Origin of the sequence: Tepidicella baoligensis (assembly GCF_013432195.1) — a bacterium.
Lineage (GTDB): Bacteria > Pseudomonadota > Gammaproteobacteria > Burkholderiales > Burkholderiaceae_C > Tepidicella > Tepidicella baoligensis.
Genome location: NZ_JACCDB010000006.1, coordinates 64448 through 86067, shown reverse-complemented (window position 1 = coordinate 86067; position 21620 = coordinate 64448). Strand labels below are relative to the sequence as shown.

The following is a 21620-nucleotide window of genomic DNA, read 5'->3' as shown; positions in this document are numbered from 1 at the left end:
ACGGCGCCCGAAGGTCCATCTGTCCACACCTGTGTCCATCGACGGCAGGAGCCCTCGCGGCGCTGAGCGCGACAGATGGGTATTGACAAGTCCTTGATTTGCAGAACATTTTCACGATCATTGCTCGTGCTCAGAAGCGCATACAGGGGCAAAGCCCGATCTTTCCATCGGAAATCGACGATTTACACACAAAGTTATCCACAGTCCACGCATCGCCGTGCCCGGCGCGGCTGCGCCATAATGAGCTTTGCGAAATGTCACGTTCTGAGCGAGGAGTCCTGCATTGTTTTCGATCATACAAGCCGCCGGCTGGCCGATCTGGCCCTTGATCGCCTGCTCGGTCATCGGACTAGCGCTGATCATTGAACGGTTCATGAGCCTCAAGTCGGACCGGGTCGCCCCGCCGCAGCTGGTGGAGGAAGCCATCATGGCTTCACGCCACGGTGTTCCACCGCCTCAGGTGGTGCAACAGCTCGCAGAAAACTCGATTCTGGGCGAACTGCTGGCTTCGGGCTTGCGCCACCTGCAAAACCACCCCAATGCCACCGAAGACGAGCTGCGCTCCGGCCTGGAATCGGCTGGACGTCTGGCGGCCGCCAAACTCCAGAAATACCTCGGCGCCATTGCCACCATCGCCTCTGCCGCCCCACTCATCGGCCTGCTGGGCACCGTCATCGGTATGATCGAGATCTTCGGCTCCCAGGCGGGAGCTGGCGGCCTCACCCCCGGTGGGGGCAACCCGGAGCAACTGGCTCATGGCATCTCCATCGCGCTCTACAACACCGCCTTCGGTCTCATGGTGGCCATCCCGGCGCTGATTTTCTGGCGCTACTTCCGCGCCCGGGTGGACAATTACCTGCTCCAGATGGAAGTGGGTGCCGAGCGCTTCGCCCACCATCTGCTCACCCTGCGCCGCTGAACACCCTACGAGCCATGGCCATCCAGTTTCGCAGCGGCAGCCGGGAAGAGCCCGAAATCAACCTCATCCCGTTTATCGACATCCTGCTGGTCGTGCTCATTTTCCTGATGCTGACCACCACCTACAGCAAGTACACCGAACTGCAGGTCAACCTGCCGGTGGCCGATGCGGAGCAGCCGCGTGAAAACCCCCGGGAAATCGTCGTCGCGGTCGGCCAGGACGGGCGCTACGCCGTCGCCGGCCAGGTGTTGGATGGCGCCACGGTGGACATGCTGGTCCGCGCCTTGCAACAGGCCAGACAAGGCAGCCGCGAACCCGTGTTGATCATCAGCGCCGATGCCGCCGCCACCCACCAGGCGGTGGTCAACGTGATGGATGCCGCCCGCCGCTCCGGGCTGAGCCAGATCACCTTCGCCACCCAGCAAGCGCGTGGCCGCTGAAACGCCCCCACCCACGCCTGGTCTGAACCGCTGGAGCCAAGCGCTGCAACGGGCCTGGCTGCAACGCGGGCCGCTGGCCCGGCTGCTCTGGCCCGTGGCTTGGCTGTACGGCCGCCTGTGGGCCCTGCGGGCCGCACTCTACCGCCGGGGTGTGCTGCACTCCACCCGGCTGCCCTTACCGGTGCTGGTCGTGGGCAATGTGGTGGTGGGCGGCGCGGGCAAAACCCCCACCGTCATCGGGCTGGTGAAGCACCTGCAACAGCGGGGCTGGCATCCCGGGGTGATTTCCCGGGGCCACGGAGGCCGGCACCGCACGCCCACCCAGGTCACGGACAGGAGCTCGCCCGCCGAGGTTGGCGACGAACCCACTCTCATCGCCCGCGCCACGGGCGCACCGGTCATGGTCGGGCGCCACCGCGTGGCCGCTGCCCAGGCGCTGATGGCGCAATGGCCGCAGGTGGACATCATCGTCAGTGACGACGGCATGCAGCACTGGGCCCTGCATCGCGACGTCACCCTCGTGGTCTTCGACACGCGCGGCATTGGCAACGGCTGGCTGCTGCCCGCTGGCCTGCTGCGCGAGCCCTGGCCGGCACCGGCCTGGGGCCACGGGCCGCTGTTCGTACTTCAGACCGGCGGGCCAATGGCAGGCGATCTACCACCCCATGCTGGTGCGGCGCCTATCTACACCGCAACGCGGCGGCTGGCAGCCCATGCCCTGAACGCCCGGGGTGAATCCCGTGCACTGGTGGATTTTTTACACTCGCCCCGGCTCGGCGCTCTGGCCGGCATCGCCCAGCCACACGCGTTTTTCCGCATGCTGCAAGCACAGGGCCTACGGCTGGACCACACCCTTGCTCTGCCCGACCATGCCGATGCCACCGTCTTGATGCAAACGATCGCAGGCTTTGACCCCCACGTGGTCTGGCTCTGCACCGAAAAAGACGCCGTCAAACTCTTCCCTGCCCTTTCCCCGCAGACGCCATACCAGGTATGGGCAGTGCCGCTGGAGCAGACCCTGGACCCCGCCCTGCTCGATGCGATAGACGATGCGCTCGCCCCCCTGCACGGGCTATCATCCCGCCATGGACACCAAACTTCTTGAACTGCTCGTCTGCCCGGTGACGAAGGGGCCACTGGTCTACCAGCGCGAAACCCAAGAGCTGATCTCGCGCAGCGCCCGGCTCGCCTACCCGATCCGCGATGGCATACCCATCATGCTGGAAAACGAGGCCCGCGAGATCACCGAGGAAGAGGCCGCCCGCCCGCCCGCAGCCCGCCCCGTTGCCTGAGTCCTGGCATGGGCGCGCCTCCCTTTCACGTGCTCATTCCGGCGCGGCTGGCTTCGACCCGGCTCCCCCGCAAGCCACTGGCCGACATCGCCGGCCTGCCCATGGTCGTTCATGTCGCGCGCCGGGCCCTGGCCAGCAACGCCCTGTCGGTCACCGTCGCCGCCGATGACGCCGCCATCCTCAACGCCTGCAAGAGCGCCGGCATTGCCGCCGTCCTGACCCGGCCTGACCACCCCAGCGGCAGCGACCGGCTGGCCGAGGCTTGCGACCTGATCGGTCTGGCTGACGAAGCCGTCGTCGTCAACGTCCAGGGCGACGAGCCGCTGATGAACCCGCACCTGATCGATGCCGTGGCCCGGCAGTTGCACGAGCGAGCCGACTGCGTCATGAGCACGGCAGCCCACGCCCTGCACGATGCGACCGACTTCGCCAACACCAACGTCGTCAAGGTGGTGCTGGACCGCCAGGACACCGCGCTCTATTTCAGCCGCGCCCCCATTCCCCTGTGGCGCGACGGTGCCGCCGGCCCGGCGTCGGGCCCGGCCCTGCCCATCCAGCCCCCCGCCCTGCGCCACATCGGCATCTACGGCTACCGGGTGGGGTTTTTGCGGCGCTTCCCCCGGCTCGAACCGGCGCCCATCGAGCAGTGCGAATCGCTGGAGCAACTGCGCGTGCTGTGGCATGGCGAACGCATCGCGGTCCACGTCACCCACGAGGCCCCGGGCCCGGGGGTGGACACCCCTCAGGACCTGGAGCGCGTGCGCGCCCTGCTCGGGGCAACGGCATACCCGTCACTGTAAGCCTGTGTCGGGGACGCGCATGCTATCCTCCGGCGGTTATTTCCCATGCGGGATCGCGGCGCCTTGGAGACGGGCGTCCGCACAGATTTGAAACTGTGAAGCAAAAAGGAAAGTCATGAGACTGATTCTGTTGGGCGCCCCCGGCGCCGGCAAAGGCACGCAAGCCACCTTTATCTGCCAGAAATACGGCATCCCACAGATCTCCACGGGCGACATGCTGCGCGCCGCCGTCAAGGCTGGCACCCCTCTGGGCCTCGAAGCCAAGAAGATCATGGACGCTGGCGGCCTGGTCTCTGACGAGCTCATCATCAACCTCGTGAAGGACCGCATCGCCCAGCCCGACTGCGCCAACGGCTTCCTGTTCGACGGCTTCCCCCGCACCATCCCCCAGGCCGAGGCCATGAAGGCCGCTGGCGTCAAGCTCGACTACGTGCTGGAAATCGACGTGCCGTTCGACGCCATCATTGAACGCATGAGCGGCCGGCGCTCGCACCCCGCCTCGGGCCGCACCTACCACGTCAAGTTCAACCCGCCCAAGGTGGACGGCGTGGACGACGTGACCGGCGAACCCCTGGTGCAGCGCGACGACGACAAGGAAGAAACCGTGCGCAAGCGCCTGGAGGTCTACAATGCCCAGACCCGCCCGCTCGTGGACTACTACAGGAACTGGGCCAAGATCGACCCGGCTGCTGCGCCCAAATACCGTGTCATCAGCGGCATGGGCACGGTGGAGGAAATCACCGCCCGCGCGTTCGCGGCCCTCGAGAGCTGAGCCTCAGAGCAAACGCAGCATCAACTCCAACCGCGCCTTCGCCGGGGGCAAGGGTGTGGCGGGAATGGGGCAGTCAGCCCCTTCGATCACCCGGCCGTTGGCACACCGCGTCGTGCGCCACACCTCCACCCCCGAAGCCTTCGCTTCCAGCAGCGCTGCCAGCAGATCGGCGTGCAAGGTACCGTTGCCCGTGCCCGCCACCACCAATCCGCGCAACGGGCGGTTTTCTGTGGCGGCCTGGTTTTGCAGCAACAAGGCCCTGACCACCGCCCCGCTCTGGCCACCGTGGCTGGTGATCCATTCCACGCGGGGCCAGGCTGCAGCGGCCAGCAACCGGTCCAGCAAGCCGGGCTGAAAGTTTTCTGGGGTTTGCGGCCATGGACGCCACAGCGTCAACTGGCCTTCCTCCAGCGCCGCCACCGGCCCTGCGTCTCCCGAGTCGAACGCATCGAACCGGTGGTTGTGCACCTTGCGCACATCCAGCGCCGAGTGCACTCGGCCGGCGCACACCGCCACCACTCCACACGCACCTGGCGTGGCCGCCAGTCGCAACCCGTCGGCCAGGTTCTGCGGGCCATCTCGAAGGGTGGCCGTGGCTGGGCGCATCGCACTCACCAGCACCACAGGCTTGGCGGGGTTGAGCACCCGCTGCAACAAATAGGCGGTTTCTTCCAGCGTATCGGTGCCATGGGTCACGACCAGGCCGTGCACATCGGGCCGCACCAGGTGGCGCTGCGTGACCTGCAGCAAGCGGCGCCACACGTCGTCGCTCATGTCCTTGCTGTCGATCTGGGCCACCTGCACGGCTTCCACGGCAAAGCCTGCAGGCACAGGCACATCGCCCAGCAGTTCCGAAACCGGTATCTCCCCCGCCTGGTAGCCGATGTTGTCGGCGGCTGAAGCGGCTCGCCCTGCAATGGTGCCGCCGGTGCCCAGTACGACGATTTTTTCTTCTTTCATGCATACACCTCGGCGTCCGCGAAACAGGTCGCTTCAGCGTCTTTCTTGGCCAGCAGGGGAGCGCCTTGCAAAGGCCAGTCGATGGCCAGCTGCGGATCGCTCCACAACACGCTGCGCTCGTGTTCTGGAAACCAATAGTCGGTGGTTTTGTAGAGGAATTCGGCGGTTTCGCTCAGCACCAGAAAGCCGTGCGCAAAACCGGGGGGCAGCCAGAGCTGTTTCTTGTTCTCGGCGCTCAATACCTCGGCCACCCAACAGCCGAAGGTGGGTGAGCCGCGGCGCATGTCCACGGCCACGTCGAACACCTCGCCCTGCACCACCCGCACCAGCTTGCCCTGCGGGTGCTGTATCTGGTAATGCAGGCCCCGCAGCACGCCCTGGGCGGATTTGCTGTGGTTGTCCTGCACGAACGGCACGCCCTGCAGGCCCGTGGCCTGCTCGAAGTCGCGCTGGTTGAAGCTCTCGTAAAAGAAACCGCGTCCGTCGGCGAACACCCGGGGTTCGAGCACCAGGACGTCTGGTATGGCAGTGGGGGTGACGGTATAGGGCATGTTTGTGCGCCGGTCAGCAGACCCATGACGACGCCAACGAATGGCGATGTCCCAGTGGCCGCATTATTTCAGAAGCCCGAGCAAATACTGCCCGTAGCCATTCTTGATCAGGGGCTGCGCCAGCCGCTCGAGTTGCTCGCCATTGATCCATCCATTGCGCCAGGCGATTTCTTCCGGGCAGGCCACCTTCAGCCCCTGGCGGCGCTCCAGCGTTGCAATGAACTGGCTGGCATCGAGCAGGCTGTCGTGGGTGCCGGTGTCCAGCCAGGCATAGCCTCGGCCCATGGTCTGCACGTTGAGCTGGCCTTGCTGTAGATAGGTCTGGTTCACGGTGGTGATTTCCAGCTCGCCCCGGGCACTGGGCTTGACCGCCTTGGCAATGTCCACCACCTGCTGGTCGTAGAAATACAGGCCCGTGACGGCGTAGTGGCTCTTGGGCTGCTTGGGCTTTTCTTCGATGCTGACGACACGGCCCGCACGGTCGAATTCCACCACACCGTAGCGTTCGGGGTCGTGCACATGGTAGGCAAAAACGGTGGCTCCGTTGATTTGCGCGTCGGCGGCTTTGAGCAGGGGCTGGAAGTCGTGCCCGTAATAAATGTTGTCGCCCAGCACCAAGGCACTGGGGGTGTTGCCAATGAAATGCTCCCCGATGATGAAGGCCTGCGCCAGCCCGTCGGGGCTGGGCTGCACGGCGTATTGCAGGTTCATGCCCCACTGCGAGCCGTCACCCAACAATTGCTGGAAACGCGGTGTGTCCTGCGGGGTGCTGATGACCAGCACATCGCGCATACCCGCCAGCATCAACGTGCTCAGCGGGTAGTAGATCATGGGTTTGTCGTACACCGGCAGCAGCTGCTTGCTGATGGCCAGCGTGGCCGGATGCAACCGGGTGCCAGAGCCACCGGCGAGAATAAGACCTTTGCGTTGCATGAGTACCCCCCATCCATGAAACCAGCCGAGATGTTAAGCGGATTCCCAGTGCGGTCTGCCCAGCCTCGCACCCAGTGCCAGCGCCCGCACGGAGCGTTGCAATGAGCCAGCGGGTCACTGGACTGCCAACGGGGCACTGGATCTACCGGCTGGCTGCCTGCGCCGTGGCCCTGCCGGCACTGATCTGGCTCTGGTTTCGCGGCCTCAAAGAACCAGGCTACCGCCAGGGCCTGGCGGAACGTCTGGGCTTTGTGCGTCCGAATCCGTCGGTGCTGGGGGGGCTGTGGATCCATGTCGCCTCGGTGGGCGAAGCCAAGGCCGGCCTCACCCTGCTGAAGGACTTGCAAGCCAACTGGGGAGCCGAGTCGGTGCTCTGGACCACTCAGACCCCCGCCGCCAAGCGCTTGCTGGCGCAGCAGTTGCCACCGGACATGCCGGTTTTTTTTGCCCCGCTGGATACACACGGCGCCGTGAAACGCTTCTTGAGCCGCGCCCAACCGCGCACCTTGCTGCTGCTGGAAAGGGAGTTGTGGCCAGAATGGCTGTGGCAATGCGAGCAGCGCGCGGTGGAGGTGGCGGTGATCAACGCCCGGCTGCGCTCCGCCAGCGCCCGGCGCTGGCCTTACCGTTCACGGTGGATGCGTCAGCGCCTCCACAGCCTGCATCTGGTGTTGTGCGCAGACCCGGGCAGCGCCGACCACTTCCTTGAATTGGGACTGCCACGAGAGCGCATACATCGTTTGGGCAATCTGAAATTCGATCAGCTCCCGCCTGTGGCCTCATCAGGTGATCTGGTCTCCGCCCTGGCCGGTCGCCTGGTGATCGTGGCTGCAAGCACGCACCAGGGCGATGAAGACGCCCTGCTTCCAGGCTGGCGACGTTTTCTGCAGGCTTGGCAAGCCCACTCGTTGCCCGACGCACCCCAGCCCCTTCTGGTGCTGGCGCCCAGGCATCCGCAGCGGTTTGGCGATGTGGCCCATCGCCTTCAGCACGGCATGGGGCTGCAGCCGGGTGAAGCGCTGGCGATCCGCAGCCAAGGCCACCCCGTAGGGGAGCGGACACAAATCTGGCTGCTGGATTCGATAGGCGAGCTGGCCCAACTGTATGCATCGGCCCGACTTTGCTTGATGGGGGGCACCTGGGCCCCTGTGGGCGGTCACAATGCCTTGGAACCCCTGGCGGCGGGCTGCCCAGTGATTTTCGGCCCCCACACCCATCAATTCCCCGAACTCTATGCTCAGATCCGTGAATCGCAATGCGGCGTCTGCGTTGCACCGCCGGACATCTGGGAGGCGGTGCTGGAGCTGAGCAGCAACCCCGCCCAACACAGCGCCATGCAATCGGCTGGGCGCCAGTTCATGGCCAGACAGCAAGGCAGCGCTCACCGGACCATCGAGGCCCTCCGCACCCTGCCGTCGTGGCCGCACCACCCCATGCCAGCCATCCGGGTACTGGGCACTGCCGCCGACACCTGGTGGACCACCCTGCCTGCTTCGGAAACCCTGCCTCTGCAAATGTTGACCCCTGACCATCGGGGCCAGACTGCCCAGAACCTGGCCACGGGCAGCGGCCGGGGCCAAGCTTACCGGGTCGAGCACCAAGGCCGGTATTGGGTGCTCCGGCATTACCGCCGAGGCGGCTGGATGGCTCGATTCATCCACGACACCTATCCACCAGCCCAAGTGGCGCAAACCCGTGCCATGCAAGAGTTGGTGCTGCTCCGCGCGATGCGCAGCATGGGCTTGCCCGTGCCTACCCCAGTGGCGGCCCACTACCGCAGAACACAGCCGCATTGGGGGCGGTACAGCCGATACCGAGCCGACATTGCGATCGAGTGGCTACCTGCAACGCAAAACCTGGTCCAGCTTCTGCGCACCCGGCGCATGACGGCGCCAGAATGGGCAGCGGTGGGACGGGCCATTGCGGCCCTGCACCGACACCAGATCTTCCACGCCGACCTCAACGCCCACAACCTCTTGCTGAATGCCGGCGGCGAAGCGTTTGTGGTGGACTTTGACAAGTGCGAGCGACGCCCGGGAGCCGTTTGGAAAACAGCAAACCTCGCCCGGCTCAAACGCTCACTGCAAAAAGAACTGGGTCGGCATGCCTTGCACTGGATTGAAGCCGACGATTGGCCCGCGCTGCTGTCTGGCTACGAGGCCAGCCCCTGATACCAGTCCAGAACGGCAACCGCACATTGGCCCATGTCCATAGCGCCCATGTCATCCGGTTGGTCACTTCGGGCATCCGGGCTGAAAGCCAGCGTCCGGCCCGGTCCATTGCACGGCCGCCACCGCAAGGATGTAGCCGATCGCTTGGCCGGAAAGAAACCCACCGTGGGCACGTCCAACGCGCCCGCCACGTGCAGCGGCCCGGTAGAACCCGCTATGAACAACTGCGCTGCCGACAGACTGAGCGCGAAAGCCGACAAACCCTCGGTCGAGCGGTAAACCACACCCTGCGCTTGTGCACAGCGCAGCTGGAGCTCTTCCGCCTTGGCCTCTTCCCCTGGCCCACAGGTGAACACCCAATGAACCGGTCGAAAACGCGCCGCGCAGCGTTGGTGGATGGCACTCACCAACGCGGCATACTGCGCGACAGACAAATTGTTCGCAGACCCGCCCGAACCACAGTGCACGAAAAACCACGGTTTGTCGGGATCCAAGCCCAGCTTTTGGGCGAGCAACGTTCGCTGTCGGCTCACCTGCTCAGCCGGCAACGGCCAGTACGGGGCGCCATGCTCCAGAGGCTCTGCGCCCAGCCGCTGCAAAAGCGCCTGCGCCAATTCGAGGTTGTAAACATATTCCGGCTTCTCGGAACGGGAGCGGCGTTGTACCACCCGATGGTTGTAAAAAAACTGCGCCAGCTTGGTGGCCGGCGCCATGCGCAAGGGGATGCGGCCCTTGAACACCTGCCAGCCTATGCGGGAGGTCGAAAACAGCGTCAACACCGCATCGAAATGTTCACGGCTCACCTGATCCAAATCGTCGGGATCGGTCAACACGGCATCCACCCAGGGGCAGATGACGGCGAGCTCTCGCGTGTAGCGCGGCACCAACACACTGAGGGTTGCTTGTGGCAAAGACCGCTTGAGCAAAGCCAACGCCGGCCAGGCCAGCATGAAATCGCCCAGCTTGTCGTTGCGGATGACGAGAATGCGTGGCGCGTTCATGACTGGGGTGGTTGATCGATCTGGTGACGCTGGGTTTGCCCCCGCAACCAGAGGTCCGCGTATTTCACATAGGTGGAGTGGCTGGAGAGCAAGGCCAGCAGCAGTCCACGCCGGCCATCCAGAAAGCCGGCTTTGAGCAGGTACATGCGAACGAAGCAGCCCAAACCGTGCAGAAACGCTGTGGTCAGACTGCACGTTCGACCTTGCGCATGCCTTGCCTGCGCCCACAACTCAGCGTATTGGGCCGACTTGACCAGGTAATGGCGCATGCTGTCGTAGGTGAAATGAAGCAAGTCACCCTGCAGCGTCTGGACGGGCAAACCATGCGGGTTCTGTAGCTTTTCATGGACCAGATCGGCGTTGTAATGCGCCGCCTCCCGAGGGTAGAGGCGATCGACAGGATCGGGGTACCAGCCCGCATGGCGTATGAATCCCCCGAAGCACCAACTCAGGCGGGCCATGCGCCCGATGATGGGCTTGCCTCGAATGGCGCGCTGGATGGACTGCCGCAACTCGGGTGTGACACGCTCATCGGCATCGACCATCAACACCCACTGGCAAGTGGCCAAGGCCTGGGCACGTTGGCGCTGAACCCCAAACCCCTGCCAGTCGCACGCCTGTTCCACACGGGCACCATGGCGCACGGCAATGTCGAGCGTGGCATCTGTGCTGCCCGAATCCAGTACGATGATTTCATCGGCCCACTGCAAGGTTTGCAAGCACTGCGCCAGATGCGCCTCCTCGTTTTTGGTGATGATGATGGCGGAGAGGGTGGTCATGTCTGGATATATTTACGAAACGAAGAACCATCAAATAGCATCGATTGACTCGAGGCCAATAACCAGCCTATTTCGCTCTTCTTGCGAAATTTCCTCAACGCCAATTTCTATGAATTCACAAAAAGCCAATGGATTATTCGGATGCCAGCTTTTGAAATTATCGGAATCAGCACTTCCAGCTGTATATATAGCCAATGTCGGCTTGCGAAGACCAGAGGCGATATGAACAACGGAAGTATCGACAGATATCAACGCAACACATCGAGCGACCTGCTCACACAATTCAATAATTTCATTCGTTGGTCTGAATAACAGACGGTCTGACCAAAATCTTCCCGCGAGTTGATGCTGAAGCGGCTGAACTTGTGAAGGTTGAACGATCAACAACAACCATTGGTCGTTTTTCGCCAATACCTGCTCAGCGAAGAAAACGATCTGGTTGACAGACAATTGGCGGCTTTTGCTCGCGCCAAAAGGGCAAAATCCAATCATCCTGCCTTCAGGCCAACCCTGTGCCAGCCTGGCCTGTGCATGGGCATCCCGGGGTACCCAGTACTGGCGTTGAGTGGTGTCCATGCCCAGCTGCTCCAGCCACGGTAGTAGTCGTTCAGAAAAATGCCATCCTTGCGTGACCCTCCCCAACTTGACATTGATGACTTCCAATTCGTCGTCCAGCCCCACCACGTATTGCGGCAACACCTGTCGCACAAAACGCAAGTCACGTGGGCGCCAAATTTCACTCATATGAACCACATAACGAGAATGTTTGAGCGTCTGAGCGATCTGTGGCAGTTGGCTCCAGCCGTGTTTTTTGCTGGCCAGAAAAACAGAATCAATTCCAAAACCTTCACGGAACAGCCGTTCCAACTCGGGGCCGGTAATCACTGTGATCTCCAGGTCGGGACGCTGGCGCTTTAGCTCGCGCATGACCCAAGAGAGCACAATCGCGTCGCCCAGCTTGGCATCCCAACGGATGAACACCACCCTGTCGACAAACGAACCGGTTGACGGCAGGGGACCATCCCACCGCCACATGGCCATTCGACGACGGAGCAAGTCGCGCTTCAGGCGGACCTGATCAAGCAGTTTTCTGAGCATGGTGCAATCGTCACAGCTGATAAATTTTCTTGAGACGAGACACGTGCTGAGTCAGATTGAATGTGGTTTTCACCTTTTCCAGTGCTCGCAAGCCGATGCTGCGCCGCAGATCTGGCGACGATGCCAGTCTTGCAAAGGCGGCTGCAAAAGAGCGCGGGTCGTCCGGCTGGGCCAGCAGTCCACATTCGCCATTTTCCCCCAGAATTTCAGGGATGGCCCCGCTGTTGGACCCCACCACCGGCAACCCCAGGGCCATGGCCTCAACCACGGCCAAACCAAACGCTTCCTGGGCAGACGGTATGCAGACCATGTCCATGGCTTGCAACAGGCGCTGCAACTCAGCGCAGTACCCCGTGAACGTAAACAGAGGCTCCACCCCTAGCTGGCGAATGTGGGCGCGCAGAGCCACGACGAGCGCCTCGTCGGCTCCTTCGTCGGCCTTCAACCCTCCTACGACAAACGCATGAACCCGACCCGGGCCTGCATGCTGATGCGCCCACTCCACCACCGCATCCACGAACACCGCGTGTCCCTTGCCGGGCGAAATACGCCCAGGCAAGCAGCATGCCACATCATCAGGCCGCAAGCCCAGAGAGGCCCGTAAAATTTCGCGTTCACCCGACGACAAACTGGGGCGAAAAACCTTTAGATCGATGCCAGCATACAAACGCTCGATCTGCCCTGCAGCCACCGGAAGCGCTCGCAAGTTATTGGCCAACGTATAGTCACTGATCGCGATGACACGATACAGTCGCTGGTACACCCAGCGGTGGTAGAAGGAGTGCTTGGGCTTTTTGGCGTTCATATGCTCGGTGAAGACGAGACGGACGCCAGGGAACAGCCAGGTGAACAGGGGAACCAAGCGCAGGTCGCTGGACTTGTGGAAGTGAACGACCTGGATATGATGCTCACGAACCCACCGCTGCAGCGTGCGCCAGCGTAACCAGACCGAAGTACGACTCGAAAAAATCATCATGGGCACATTCATTGAACGTGCTTTCTGTGCGAAACGACTGTCCGCAAGGGCGCAGTAACATACAGGGACCCCCTGTTCTTTGAGTTCAGAGGCCAACGACAAAGGGTACTGCTCAAGCCCCCCCCAGCCTTTGGACAGACAAACGTGCAAAACCGAAGAATTCATTCCTGGATCATAGCGCAAAGCAGTATTATTTTCAAGTACATGAAAAATTATTTACAATACCTAAAAATATGCCCCAACCGAAAAATCAAATCAGAAGCCCCAACACATTGCCGGACGATTAAATAAAATGAGTTACACAGCAACAAACCTTGCAGCGACAAAAAAAGCTCAAACGGCTTTAATTTTCCTGCTCGGCATGTCGATATTCATTTCCAAGCCCTTAATCTATATAAGCATACTGCTACTGATGGCAGTCATCTTGGCGCAAATCGCCATGGATCGAGAATACAGAATTGAAATTTTTAATAACCGCCTATTCTGGACAAGCACAGGTGTATTTCTATTTGGACTGATTTCTACAGTCATTGGCTCCGGAAATGCCGAAGACATTGGATGGATGTTCAACAAAACCATGTTGCTTCCAGTGGCGGTTCCGCTCTTGTTTGCTTTCAGACAAGAAACCAATCGATCAGCAGCCATTGCCGGTGTCGTATTGGGTTTCTGGATTGCATTTTTCCTGACTGCCCGCATGCACAATTGGAGCTGGACTGGCGAGCGTTATGAGGGCGCAACTTGGCTGATCGACGCCTGGGCAGTTATATGTGCCCTGCTGATTGCCTTGCTGACCCCGCTGGTATTCATTGCCACATCCAACAACCTCTGGAGAACAGTGCTGATAGCCACGCTCTTAGGCGCAGTGGTCATGCTTGTAACCACCGGCGCACGAGGTCCATGGCTGGGTGCGGCTGCTGGCGTGTTCGTCTATTTGATCATGAGGCAGCGTAGCGCCTTATTGTCGTTGAGCGTATTGACTATAGCGTCTATTTTGGCTGCCCAATTATTTTGGCCAACTCAATTTGAGAAATTTGAACAAAGAGTTTACTCTATTACAGACACCCAAACTGACGCATCCAACTATCTGCGTTTAGCCATGTGGGAAACTGGATACGCCCTCATCAAAAAGCAAATGCTTAGCGGAGAAAAAGGTTTTTGGTTTGGCTACAAAAAGAAAGGCAGAGGAGACCTTGCCAATGAATTCTACTATAATGAATTCATTGATCAAGCCAAAATCAAGCCCGGAATCTTGAAAGAATACAATTGGAAAATAACCGATTTTCACAACTCTTACCTCGAATCCATTTTCCGAAATGGGATCTTATGGACCCTTGGTAGCCTATTTATATTGGGCTGGTTTGCCATTGGTCCAATTGAAAAAGAAAAATCCATGACTCAATCATGGTCTGCAGCTCCGTTACTGCTCTGCTTTTTGGTTACCGGCATAACCTACACCCTTCTACCTCATTTTGCTTTTTTGTTTTTGATCTTTTTTATAGCACTGGCTCGCGGATTTTCTCGATGAAAAAAGCATCAATCATCATCGCTTTCTATAACGACTTACCCCTCTTGCAAAAAGTACTGGATGCACTTCAAAAACAATACACTGGACAATTCGAAGTCTTGATTGCTGACGATGGATCAAAAACAGCAATCACGGCCAAGCTTAAATTCATATTAACCCAATACACCTTTAGCAGTCAACACCTATGGCACCCTGACAATGGCTTCCGCAAACCAGTCATCATGAATCGGGCAGTACTGGCCGCCCAGTACGATTACTTGATTTTCATGGATGCAGACTGTGTACCGCAGCAGCATTTTGTGAATGATCATTTGCGCAACATCGAACCAGGTTTGTGCCAAGCAGGTCGTCGCGTTGATGCATTTCACGAGGGGCTCGCCCTACTTGATGATACCCCACCATGCCTGCTGTTCAGAAAACACTGGGCTCGATTTTTGATATGGGCTGCGCAGGGAAAGGCGCGTAATGTGGAAAAAGGGATAAGGCTCCCCTACACCATAGCCAAAATGCTTCCTAGAGGCCGACCCTGGTCGTTGGTAGGTTGTAACTTTTCAGTCTGCAAGCAGGATTTATTGGCGATAAATGGTTTTGACGAGCGCGCAGATGTGCAATGGGGCGCAGAAGACTCTGACATTGATCGTCGGCTAAGAAAGGCAGGGGTAGGTATAGTTAACCTGCGCTACCAGGCAAGCATGATTCACTTCGACTCGTCATACTTCAAGCGCGAAAAAATGAAGACATCGAACAGCAATGGCCTGGGAATATTTCAGCACGCACAAGCTGAAAACCGGACTTGGACTCGTCACGGCATCATCAAAGAAGACCGACCCGATCCGGTGCTATATCACCAGGCTTAATGCCTCGCAGACACTCCAAATGCCCCAATGGGCAGGTGCGTTTGAAACAAGGACTGCAAGGGAGCCCCAGATAATGCACCACCTTGTTCTCAGTCAACGGCGGGGTAAACTCGGGCGAAGATGATCCATAGATCGCATGTACGCGCGTACCCACGGCCGCAGCCACATGCATCAACCCTGAGTCGTTGGTCACAGCGTGCTGGGCACAAGCCAGCAAGTCTACGGTGTCCGCCAATTGGGTTCGACCGCACAGGTTCATCACGCCGCCTGCTTGCCCTTGTGCGATATATTGGCCTGCTGGCTGGTCTTTGGTACTCCCCAGCACCCAGACTTGATAACCCCGCTGGGCCAGCTGTGTGGCCAATGTTCTAAACGAATCGAGCGGCCACTGTTTGGCAGGGCCGTATTCGGCACCAGGCATCATCGCCACCACAGGGCGTGAGGTATTCAAGCCCAGACCTGCCAGCAAACGCTGCTGGTTGAGCACATCAACCCGTAGCAGGGGCTGGGGCAATTCACGCTCATGCAACCAAGTGGCTTGCTGTCCCTTGGGCAGACCCAAGGCCGCAAAACGCTTCACGGTCTGGTTGAGTACCTGTTTGTTGAGCGAGCGCCTGTCATTCAGCAAAAAGTATCGCTGCTCCCCGAGGTAGCCCGTGCGCTGCGGAATGCCTGCGGCAAAGGGCACCAGCGCCGACTTCCACGAACGTGGCAACACGATCGCCTGTGTGTACCCCGATTGGGCCAAGCTCTTACCCAGTTGCCAGCGGGTTTTGAGACCCAACTCCCCATGACCCAATGGCAATTCAAGGGCCTTGCTGACTTCGGGCATACGCTCCAATATCGGGTGAGACCAGGCTGGAGCCAATACGTCGATGGTACAACTGGGTCGGCCTTGCTTCAGCAATTTGAAGAGGCTTTGCGCCATCACCATGTCGCCCACCCAGGAGGGGCCGACCACCAAAATCCTAGCCATCGTGGCTGGCGCCATTGAGTATGTGCATGTACTGTGCCGTTCCTTGCGCCACGGTCAAAAACGGTTGGCTGTAACCGGCTGCACGCAGGGCGGATATGTCGGCACAGGTGTAGCTCTGGTAATGACCTTTGAGCGATTCAGGGAAATCGATGTATTCGATTTCACCTTGACCATGAAAGGCAATGACGGCCTCCGCCACTGCCTTGAACGGCTCGGCACGGCCTGTGCCCAGGTTGAAAATGCCACTCACCTGGGGATTGGCCAAGAACCAAAGGTTGACGGAGACAACATCGCCTACGTACACGAAATCCCGGCTCTGCATCCCGGCTGCGTAACCGTCGAAAGCGCCAAAGAGTCGCGGGTTCTGGCCAGCCAGAATCTGCGTGTTCAGATGGAAGGCGACGCTGGCCATCTTCCCCTTGTGTTGCTCCCTAGGCCCGTACACATTGAAGTAACGCAACCCCACCACCTGGGCGCTGAAACCATGCACCTTCTGGTGGCGCCGCACATACTGGTCGAACAGCAATTTGGAGTAGCCATAGACGTTCAGCGGCTTTTCGTGAGCAGGATCCTCCACAAACATCTGGCTGCCGCCGTACACCGCAGCCGAGGAGGCATAGATGAAGGGGATGCGATGCTTCTGGCAAAAGTGCAACAGCGTTTTGGAATGCTCGAAGTTGTTGTCGAGCATGAAGCGGCCGTTCCACTCGGTCGTGTCGGAGCAAGCCCCTTCGTGGAACACAGCAGAAATCGTGTCGCCCAGCGTGCCAGCGCGCACCCGCTCGATGAACAGGTCTTTGTCGAGATAGTCCGCAATCTGGCAGTCGGCAATATTGATGTACTTGGAGCCGTCTGTCAGGTCGTCCACCACGAGGATGTCGGTGTGCCCCTGGCGGTTGAGGGCCTTGACTATGTTGCTGCCAATGAAACCAGCCCCCCCGGTCACCACGATCATCATCTGCTCCACATCATCATCGATCCTGGAATTCTAGCGCCGCAGGTCGATCGCGAGCCCTTCCGAAGCCACCGCGGAGGAGTCTGTCATGTTTTTTTGATGAGGTCTTCGGGATTCTGATGCACCCATTTGCCTCGAGGCTTGTCAAGGTACTGAAAATGCTCGTTGGTGAAAGCCCCCTGAATACAGACCAGCGTGCGATAACGGCACTCGATTGATTGACCGGCCAGAACCTCGTTAAAAACGACAGGGCCAGTGGTGCCATAGACCCCTCGCTTGGGGTCATAGTGGTTGATCTGGTGCACGATCTGCTGCATCACCTGAAAGAAGTGCGGGTTATTTGGCACAGTGGCCAGAAAGTAGTTGGTGATTTCATCATTTTTTTGGGCTTTGATGTACAGCGCAGGGGCCACACCCCTCAGCAACCGTCGCAGTGGCCAGACCAAAGTGGCATCAATGTCCAGGTAAATGCCCCCTTGTTGATAGAGGTTGGTGACCCGCCACAGGTCGGCTTGAGCGGCCCCATCTGTCAATTTGCAATACGCATGATAGACATCGGCAGGTGCATGATTGCGCAAATAGTCCTCGCGGGCCTCGGTGCTCACGTATCGGTAATCGCAGTCCAGCGAGAGCAGGCGATTGAACAAATAGTTCAGGTAGATCGGCAATGTGCACCGATTGGAGTAATTGGTCTGCCAGATGACCCGGGGAATGGGGCTGGTGGCCGCTCGCCTGATCTTGGCGGGGGAATACTCTGGAATCGTAAAGCGGAGCCGAGGAAATACCCAGTGGAACGGATAGGCCAGTAGCTTGAGCAGGTTGCCGACCAGTCGAATGAGTTTACTGGCCAGGTGGATGGGCAAGGTGTGCATGGAGAACCTCAAGCGGGCTTGCGATGGTGACTGGAGGTTTCAGGCCCTCTACTCGACGGCGGGAAGGCGCGAGCAAAAGCATACAGGCTGGGCCAAACCGCGTGGCTGGTTCGGGCCTCTTCGGCGGTGAAGGCTTGGCCTGACTGCACCAGGATTCTCAGACCCACCCCTGCCGAGGCGGCTGCCCGCATATCGTCAGCCTTGTCACCCACCATGATGCTTTGCGCAGGGTCGATGCCATGCTCCGCGATTGCTTGCAGCAGCAGGCCCGGGGCAGGCTTGCGGCAAGTACACCGTTGCACATAGGGTGCAACGCCTTGGGAGGGGTGATGCGGGCAATGATAGACGCCATCGATCTGCACGCCGTGGATGGCAAATTGCTCGCACATCCAGGCCGTGAGTCGGTGAAACTGCGCTTCGGTGTAGTAACCCCGCGCGATCCCCGACTGGTTGGTCACGACAATGAGTCGGTAGCCGAGTTGCTGAAATGTCAGGCAGGCGTCAAACACGCCTTCGATGAATTCAAACTGCTCGGGCTGGAAGACGTATCCGTGATCGACATTGATGACGCCGTCGCGGTCCAGAAACAGGGCTTTGTTCATGGGTGTGGTGGCGAACCTGCATCGCCCGTATCCAAACCAAGGTCCAGGAGCACACGGTCAAACATCGACACCACGGCATCCACCGAAATACTCTCCATGACGCGCGCTCCCTTCACCCGCGTCCCCCATTTGATCTGTGCCGCCGTTTTGCCGGTCTGAGCCAGCAAGTGCTGGTGATAGACCTCGACCACATAGGGGCTGCCGTACGGGCCGGTACGGGCCGGATTGTGTATGCCGTACAGACCGATGACCGGCGTCCCTACCGCCACGGCCATGTGGGCCGGCCCGGTATCCGGGGCCAGCACGATGGTGGCCTGCTGTATCAGCGCCAGCAACTGCTTCAGGTGGGTCTGCCCCACCAAATTGAACAATTGCGTCTTGTCGGTGTGGCTGCATTCCACCACGGCTTGGGCCAAGGCTTTTTCGGCCGGGTGGGGCCCACCGACCAACCAGATGGCGAAGCCTTTGCTGGCCGCATGGTCCGCCACCGCCGCATACCGTTCGGGCAACCAGTTCTTGTGAGGCAAAGACGCACTGGGGCACAAGACCAGATGGCGACTGAACCCGCTGTTGTCCAACAGCAACCGAGCCCAATCCTGGTGTTCCGGCGCGATGGGCATGGACCACTGCGGTGACTGCATGGGCACACCGATCGCGCGCGCAAATTCCCTGAAGCCTTCCAGCACATGCATACCCTGCACAGGGGCCACCCGCTCGCGCATGAACAGCGCGTGCAGCTCCTTCGCGGTGCGCCAGTCGAAACCAATCTTGCGTTTTGCGCGTATGCACAATGAGGCCAGGTTGGCGCGGAACGCGACCTGCATGTGCAACAGGGCGTCGAAACGCTGCCCGCGCAGATCGCGCCAGAGCGTCCAGTAGGCCTTCCAGCCTTGCCGTTTGTCGAACACCACCAGGCGTACCCCTGGCAAGCCTTGGAGCAGTTCTGCCTCTACCTTGCCGATCACCCAGGTGATGGCCGCTTGCGGATAGTGCCGCTGTATCGCCTGCACCACGGCTACCGCGTTGCACACATCGCCAATGGCCGACAGCCGCAAGACGCAGATGGATTGCACTTACAAGGCACCCTGTATCCGGGAGATCATGCGGCTGGTGGAGCGCCCTTCCACGAAGTCCAGCACCTGGACTTCGCCCCCCATCGATAGGACGTAGTCGGCCCCCACGATCTGATCCAGCGTGTAGTCGCCCCCCTTGACCAACACATCCGGGTTGACCTGTTGAATCAGCCTCAAAGGCGTGTCCGCTTCCTCGGGGTCATCGCCGAAAGGCAACACCCAGTCCACACTTTGCAGGGCAGAGAGCACCGTGGCCCGGTCAGCCCAGCCATTGACCGGGCGCCCCTGGCCTTTCAAGCGCCGCACAGAAGCATCGCTGTTCAAGCCCACCACCAGCCGATCACCCAGCGAGCGGGCTTGCGCGAGGTAACGCACATGGCCGGCATGCAGCAGGTCGAAACAGCCGTTGGTGAACACGATGCGCTCGCCCGCTTTGCGGGCCTGCTGGATCTGTTGCAGCGCCTGGGCGACCGGCTCCCAACCCGCCGAGAACCCGAAACGGGCCAGCGCATGCGACAGCTCATGCGGCGTGACCGTCGCTGCGCCCAGTTTGCCCACCACCAGACCGGCGGCTGTGTTCGCCACCAGACAGGCTCCTTCGGGATCCAGGCCGGCCGCCACGAAGCTCGCCAGGGTGGCCAGCACCGTATCGCCTGCACCGGTGACATCCGTCACCTCCCTCACCTGGGCCGGATAGTGATGGTGATGATCCGGCGTGATCCAGGTCATGCCCTGCTCGCTGCGCGTGAGCAGGATGGCGCCGATACCGTGGGCTGCCAACAGGTGTCGCGCAGAAGCCAGCATGTCGGCCTCGGTCTGCGTGCGGCCGCCGGCTGCCTTGAATTCCGACAGGTTGGGGGTGATGATGTCGGCCCCCCGGTAAAAAGCAAAATCGGTATTTTTCGGGTCCACCAGGACGGGCTTGCCCGCCGCACGCGCGGCCTGGATCATGCTGGGCAACTGCTGCAAGGTGCCTTTGCTGTAGTCGCTGAACACCACCATGTCGTACTGCCCAAGCACCTGCACAAACCGTTCGGCCACCTGCTGGCCCGCAGCGGCAGAAAACAGCATCTCATGATCCAGGCGAACCACCTGTTGATGGCGTGAGAGCACACGCGTCTTGGTGATGGTGGGCTGGTTCTGCAACGCGATCAGGTGGGTCTGGATGTGATCATCCGCCAGAAGGTCTTGCAGGTGTTGCGCGTGTGCGTCTTGCCCGACCAGGCCCAGCAAACCCACCTGGGAGCCCAGATGGGCGATGTTGCGCGCCACGTTGGCGGCGCCACCGGCTTTGTCTTCCACCTGCGTGATCTTGACCACCGGCACCGGTGCTTCGGGCGATATGCGGGAGGTATCGCCCGAGAAGTAGCGGTCGAGCATGACATCCCCGACCACCAGAATGCGCCCCAAGGGCAGACGTTCGAAGACGCTGGGGTCAATGTTCATTCGGAAGGCACCGGTTGAGCGTTCAGCAGATCCAGCGCTTCGCAAAGCCAATGGCCCAGGAACATGTGGACCTCTTGGATGCGAGCGGTTTCATCGCTGCGAACGATGATCGGTAACTGGGCGATGCTGGCCACTTTGCCGCCGTCGCGTCCCGTCAGCGCCACTGTGTAAGCCCCCATGGCGTTGGCTGCCTGAAGCCCCAGGTTGACGTTGGCGCTGTTGCCCGACGTGGTCAGGCCAATGACGACGTCTTGGGGCTTCACGATACCCTGCACCTGCCGTTCGAAGACGGTGGAAAAATCGTAGTCGTTGGCGTGCGCCGTGAGGATGGAGGTGTCGGTGGTCAGGGCCATGGAGGCCAACGGAGCACGCTCCCGTTTGTAGCGGACCATGAATTCGGCAGCCAGGTGTTGGGCATCGGCTGCACTGCCCCCGTTGCCCATCCATACGACCTTGCCACCGGCAGCCAGACAGGCTTGCACTTTTTCGAGCAGCAGCAGGGCCTGGTCCTGGTACTGCTCCACGGTGGCAAAAGCCGCTCGGTGGCGTTCCAGCGATTGAAGGTAACTGGCTTTGAGTACGTTCATGTGAACCTCGGAATGACGGAACGTGAGCAGGTCGG

Annotated in this window: 24 protein-coding genes; 9 read left to right on the top strand and 15 right to left on the bottom strand. The window is 60.3% G+C overall.

The genetic code is table 11. The features are described from left to right. Positions 1–117: 117 nt before the first annotated feature. Positions 118–375, bottom strand: a complete 258-nt coding sequence (locus HZS63_RS08395; RefSeq protein ID WP_180683520.1) for a hypothetical protein — start codon at positions 373–375, stop codon at positions 118–120. On the opposite strand from HZS63_RS08395, the gene HZS63_RS08390 reads away from it, so the two are divergent. The 6 genes from HZS63_RS08390 (at position 284) to adk (ending at position 4223) form a co-directional block, all read left to right on the top strand. Then, positions 284–919 carry a MotA/TolQ/ExbB proton channel family protein gene (locus tag HZS63_RS08390; RefSeq protein WP_180683604.1) on the top strand — a complete coding sequence of 212 codons (636 nt, stop codon included), beginning with the start codon at positions 284–286 and terminating at the stop codon, positions 917–919. The genes HZS63_RS08395 and HZS63_RS08390 overlap by 92 nt on opposite strands. A gap of 20 nt (positions 920–939) precedes the next feature. Further along, positions 940–1359: an ExbD/TolR family protein gene (locus tag HZS63_RS08385; RefSeq protein WP_425505941.1), complete on the top strand. Its 420-nt coding sequence runs from the start codon at positions 940–942 to the stop codon at positions 1357–1359. After that, a complete protein-coding gene (gene lpxK, locus HZS63_RS08380) occupies positions 1349–2464 on the top strand; it encodes a tetraacyldisaccharide 4'-kinase (protein WP_343039971.1) in 1116 nt (371 codons plus the stop codon). Before HZS63_RS08385 ends, lpxK begins: the two co-directional genes overlap by 11 nt. Next, positions 2445–2651: a Trm112 family protein gene (locus HZS63_RS08375; protein ID WP_180683602.1), complete on the top strand. Its 207-nt coding sequence runs from the start codon at positions 2445–2447 to the stop codon at positions 2649–2651. Before lpxK ends, HZS63_RS08375 begins: the two co-directional genes overlap by 20 nt. Positions 2652–2659: 8 nt before the next feature. Continuing rightward, positions 2660–3451, top strand: a complete 792-nt coding sequence (kdsB, locus tag HZS63_RS08370; RefSeq protein ID WP_180683601.1) for a 3-deoxy-manno-octulosonate cytidylyltransferase — start codon at positions 2660–2662, stop codon at positions 3449–3451. 115 nt (positions 3452–3566) lie between these two features. Continuing rightward, positions 3567–4223: an adenylate kinase gene (gene adk / locus HZS63_RS08365; RefSeq protein ID WP_180683600.1), complete on the top strand. Its 657-nt coding sequence runs from the start codon at positions 3567–3569 to the stop codon at positions 4221–4223. 3 nt (positions 4224–4226) lie between these two features. Here the strand turns inward: adk and HZS63_RS08360 are convergent, their stop codons facing one another. The 3 genes from HZS63_RS08360 to rfbA form a co-directional block, all read right to left on the bottom strand. Beyond that, positions 4227–5183, bottom strand: a complete 957-nt coding sequence (locus HZS63_RS08360; protein WP_180683599.1) for an asparaginase — start codon at positions 5181–5183, stop codon at positions 4227–4229. Next, complete coding sequence (rfbC, locus tag HZS63_RS08355) at positions 5180–5734, bottom strand: dTDP-4-dehydrorhamnose 3,5-epimerase (protein WP_180683598.1); 555 nt, start codon at positions 5732–5734, stop codon at positions 5180–5182. Before rfbC ends, HZS63_RS08360 begins: the two co-directional genes overlap by 4 nt. Before the next feature lie 63 nt (positions 5735–5797). Further along, on the bottom strand, positions 5798–6667 hold the full coding sequence (rfbA, locus tag HZS63_RS08350; protein WP_180683597.1) for a glucose-1-phosphate thymidylyltransferase RfbA: 870 nt from the start codon (positions 6665–6667) through the stop codon (positions 5798–5800). Positions 6668–6768: 101 nt separating this feature from the next. On the opposite strand from rfbA, the gene HZS63_RS08345 reads away from it, so the two are divergent. Beyond that, positions 6769–8838 carry a 3-deoxy-D-manno-octulosonic acid kinase gene (locus HZS63_RS08345; protein ID WP_180683596.1) on the top strand — a complete coding sequence of 690 codons (2070 nt, stop codon included), beginning with the start codon at positions 6769–6771 and terminating at the stop codon, positions 8836–8838. Here the strand turns inward: HZS63_RS08345 and HZS63_RS08340 are convergent. From HZS63_RS08340 to HZS63_RS08325, 4 genes are read right to left on the bottom strand one after another with little or no spacing between them, the layout of a single operon-like run. Continuing rightward, positions 8820–9839, bottom strand: a complete 1020-nt coding sequence (locus tag HZS63_RS08340; RefSeq protein ID WP_180683595.1) for a glycosyltransferase family 9 protein — start codon at positions 9837–9839, stop codon at positions 8820–8822. The two genes, HZS63_RS08345 and HZS63_RS08340, sit on opposite strands and share 19 nt — an antisense overlap. Then, a complete protein-coding gene (locus HZS63_RS08335) occupies positions 9836–10618 on the bottom strand; it encodes a glycosyltransferase family 2 protein (protein WP_180683594.1) in 783 nt (260 codons plus the stop codon). Before HZS63_RS08335 ends, HZS63_RS08340 begins: the two co-directional genes overlap by 4 nt. A gap of 30 nt (positions 10619–10648) precedes the next feature. After that, a complete protein-coding gene (locus tag HZS63_RS08330) occupies positions 10649–11716 on the bottom strand; it encodes a glycosyltransferase family 9 protein (protein WP_180683593.1) in 1068 nt (355 codons plus the stop codon). 10 nt (positions 11717–11726) lie between these two features. Continuing rightward, positions 11727–12857, bottom strand: a complete 1131-nt coding sequence (locus HZS63_RS08325) for a glycosyltransferase family 4 protein (RefSeq protein ID WP_180683592.1) — start codon at positions 12855–12857, stop codon at positions 11727–11729. A 127-nt stretch (positions 12858–12984) separates the two neighbouring features. On the opposite strand from HZS63_RS08325, the gene HZS63_RS08320 reads away from it, so the two are divergent. Together HZS63_RS08320 and HZS63_RS08315 are read left to right on the top strand one after the other, a co-directional pair. After that, positions 12985–14217 carry an O-antigen ligase family protein gene (locus HZS63_RS08320; RefSeq protein WP_180683591.1) on the top strand — a complete coding sequence of 411 codons (1233 nt, stop codon included), beginning with the start codon at positions 12985–12987 and terminating at the stop codon, positions 14215–14217. Continuing rightward, positions 14214–15074 (top strand): glycosyltransferase, encoded by an 861-nt coding sequence (locus HZS63_RS08315; protein ID WP_180683590.1) that lies wholly within the window; start codon positions 14214–14216, stop codon positions 15072–15074. The genes HZS63_RS08320 and HZS63_RS08315 overlap by 4 nt, the downstream gene beginning before the upstream one ends. Here the strand turns inward: HZS63_RS08315 and waaF are convergent. The 7 genes from waaF to HZS63_RS08280 all read right to left on the bottom strand — a co-directional run bounded on the left by waaF (position 15031) and on the right by HZS63_RS08280 (position 21585). Then, the gene (gene waaF / locus HZS63_RS08310) at positions 15031–16035 is read right to left on the bottom strand and encodes a lipopolysaccharide heptosyltransferase II (protein ID WP_343039972.1); all 1005 of its coding nucleotides are present in this window, start codon (positions 16033–16035) and stop codon (positions 15031–15033) included. The genes HZS63_RS08315 and waaF overlap by 44 nt on opposite strands. 7 nt (positions 16036–16042) lie before the next feature. After that, positions 16043–17005 carry an ADP-glyceromanno-heptose 6-epimerase gene (gene rfaD / locus HZS63_RS08305; protein WP_180683588.1) on the bottom strand — a complete coding sequence of 321 codons (963 nt, stop codon included), beginning with the start codon at positions 17003–17005 and terminating at the stop codon, positions 16043–16045. An 86-nt stretch (positions 17006–17091) separates the two neighbouring features. Beyond that, positions 17092–17877 (bottom strand): glycosyltransferase family 32 protein, encoded by a 786-nt coding sequence (locus HZS63_RS08300; RefSeq protein WP_180683587.1) that lies wholly within the window; start codon positions 17875–17877, stop codon positions 17092–17094. 8 nt (positions 17878–17885) lie between these two features. Then, on the bottom strand, positions 17886–18479 hold the full coding sequence (gmhB, locus tag HZS63_RS08295) for a D-glycero-beta-D-manno-heptose 1,7-bisphosphate 7-phosphatase (RefSeq protein ID WP_180683586.1): 594 nt from the start codon (positions 18477–18479) through the stop codon (positions 17886–17888). Next, positions 18476–19552: a glycosyltransferase family 9 protein gene (locus tag HZS63_RS08290; RefSeq protein ID WP_180683585.1), complete on the bottom strand. Its 1077-nt coding sequence runs from the start codon at positions 19550–19552 to the stop codon at positions 18476–18478. The genes gmhB and HZS63_RS08290 overlap by 4 nt, the downstream gene beginning before the upstream one ends. Next, positions 19553–20998: a bifunctional D-glycero-beta-D-manno-heptose-7-phosphate kinase/D-glycero-beta-D-manno-heptose 1-phosphate adenylyltransferase HldE gene (gene hldE / locus HZS63_RS08285; RefSeq protein WP_180683584.1), complete on the bottom strand. Its 1446-nt coding sequence runs from the start codon at positions 20996–20998 to the stop codon at positions 19553–19555. Then, on the bottom strand, positions 20995–21585 hold the full coding sequence (locus HZS63_RS08280; RefSeq protein WP_180683583.1) for a D-sedoheptulose-7-phosphate isomerase: 591 nt from the start codon (positions 21583–21585) through the stop codon (positions 20995–20997). Before HZS63_RS08280 ends, hldE begins: the two co-directional genes overlap by 4 nt. Positions 21586–21620 lie beyond the last annotated feature (35 nt).

Coding starts and splice junctions, on each gene's coding strand:
- HZS63_RS08395 (WP_180683520.1), bottom strand. CDS start 375: ATGAACCGTTCAATGATCAGCGCTAGTCCGATGACCGAGCAGGCGATC.
- HZS63_RS08375 (WP_180683602.1), top strand. CDS start 2,445: ATGGACACCAAACTTCTTGAACTGCTCGTCTGCCCGGTGACGAAGGGG.
- kdsB (WP_180683601.1), top strand. CDS start 2,660: ATGGGCGCGCCTCCCTTTCACGTGCTCATTCCGGCGCGGCTGGCTTCG.
- adk (WP_180683600.1), top strand. CDS start 3,567: ATGAGACTGATTCTGTTGGGCGCCCCCGGCGCCGGCAAAGGCACGCAA.
- HZS63_RS08360 (WP_180683599.1), bottom strand. CDS start 5,183: ATGAAAGAAGAAAAAATCGTCGTACTGGGCACCGGCGGCACCATTGCA.
- rfbC (WP_180683598.1), bottom strand. CDS start 5,734: ATGCCCTATACCGTCACCCCCACTGCCATACCAGACGTCCTGGTGCTC.
- rfbA (WP_180683597.1), bottom strand. CDS start 6,667: ATGCAACGCAAAGGTCTTATTCTCGCCGGTGGCTCTGGCACCCGGTTG.
- HZS63_RS08345 (WP_180683596.1), top strand. CDS start 6,769: ATGAGCCAGCGGGTCACTGGACTGCCAACGGGGCACTGGATCTACCGG.
- HZS63_RS08340 (WP_180683595.1), bottom strand. CDS start 9,839: ATGAACGCGCCACGCATTCTCGTCATCCGCAACGACAAGCTGGGCGAT.
- HZS63_RS08335 (WP_180683594.1), bottom strand. CDS start 10,618: ATGACCACCCTCTCCGCCATCATCATCACCAAAAACGAGGAGGCGCAT.
- HZS63_RS08330 (WP_180683593.1), bottom strand. CDS start 11,716: ATGCTCAGAAAACTGCTTGATCAGGTCCGCCTGAAGCGCGACTTGCTC.
- HZS63_RS08325 (WP_180683592.1), bottom strand. CDS start 12,857: ATGAATTCTTCGGTTTTGCACGTTTGTCTGTCCAAAGGCTGGGGGGGG.
- HZS63_RS08320 (WP_180683591.1), top strand. CDS start 12,985: ATGAGTTACACAGCAACAAACCTTGCAGCGACAAAAAAAGCTCAAACG.
- HZS63_RS08315 (WP_180683590.1), top strand. CDS start 14,214: ATGAAAAAAGCATCAATCATCATCGCTTTCTATAACGACTTACCCCTC.
- rfaD (WP_180683588.1), bottom strand. CDS start 17,005: ATGATCGTGGTGACCGGGGGGGCTGGTTTCATTGGCAGCAACATAGTC.
- HZS63_RS08300 (WP_180683587.1), bottom strand. CDS start 17,877: ATGCACACCTTGCCCATCCACCTGGCCAGTAAACTCATTCGACTGGTC.
- gmhB (WP_180683586.1), bottom strand. CDS start 18,479: ATGAACAAAGCCCTGTTTCTGGACCGCGACGGCGTCATCAATGTCGAT.
- hldE (WP_180683584.1), bottom strand. CDS start 20,998: ATGAACATTGACCCCAGCGTCTTCGAACGTCTGCCCTTGGGGCGCATT.
- HZS63_RS08280 (WP_180683583.1), bottom strand. CDS start 21,585: ATGAACGTACTCAAAGCCAGTTACCTTCAATCGCTGGAACGCCACCGA.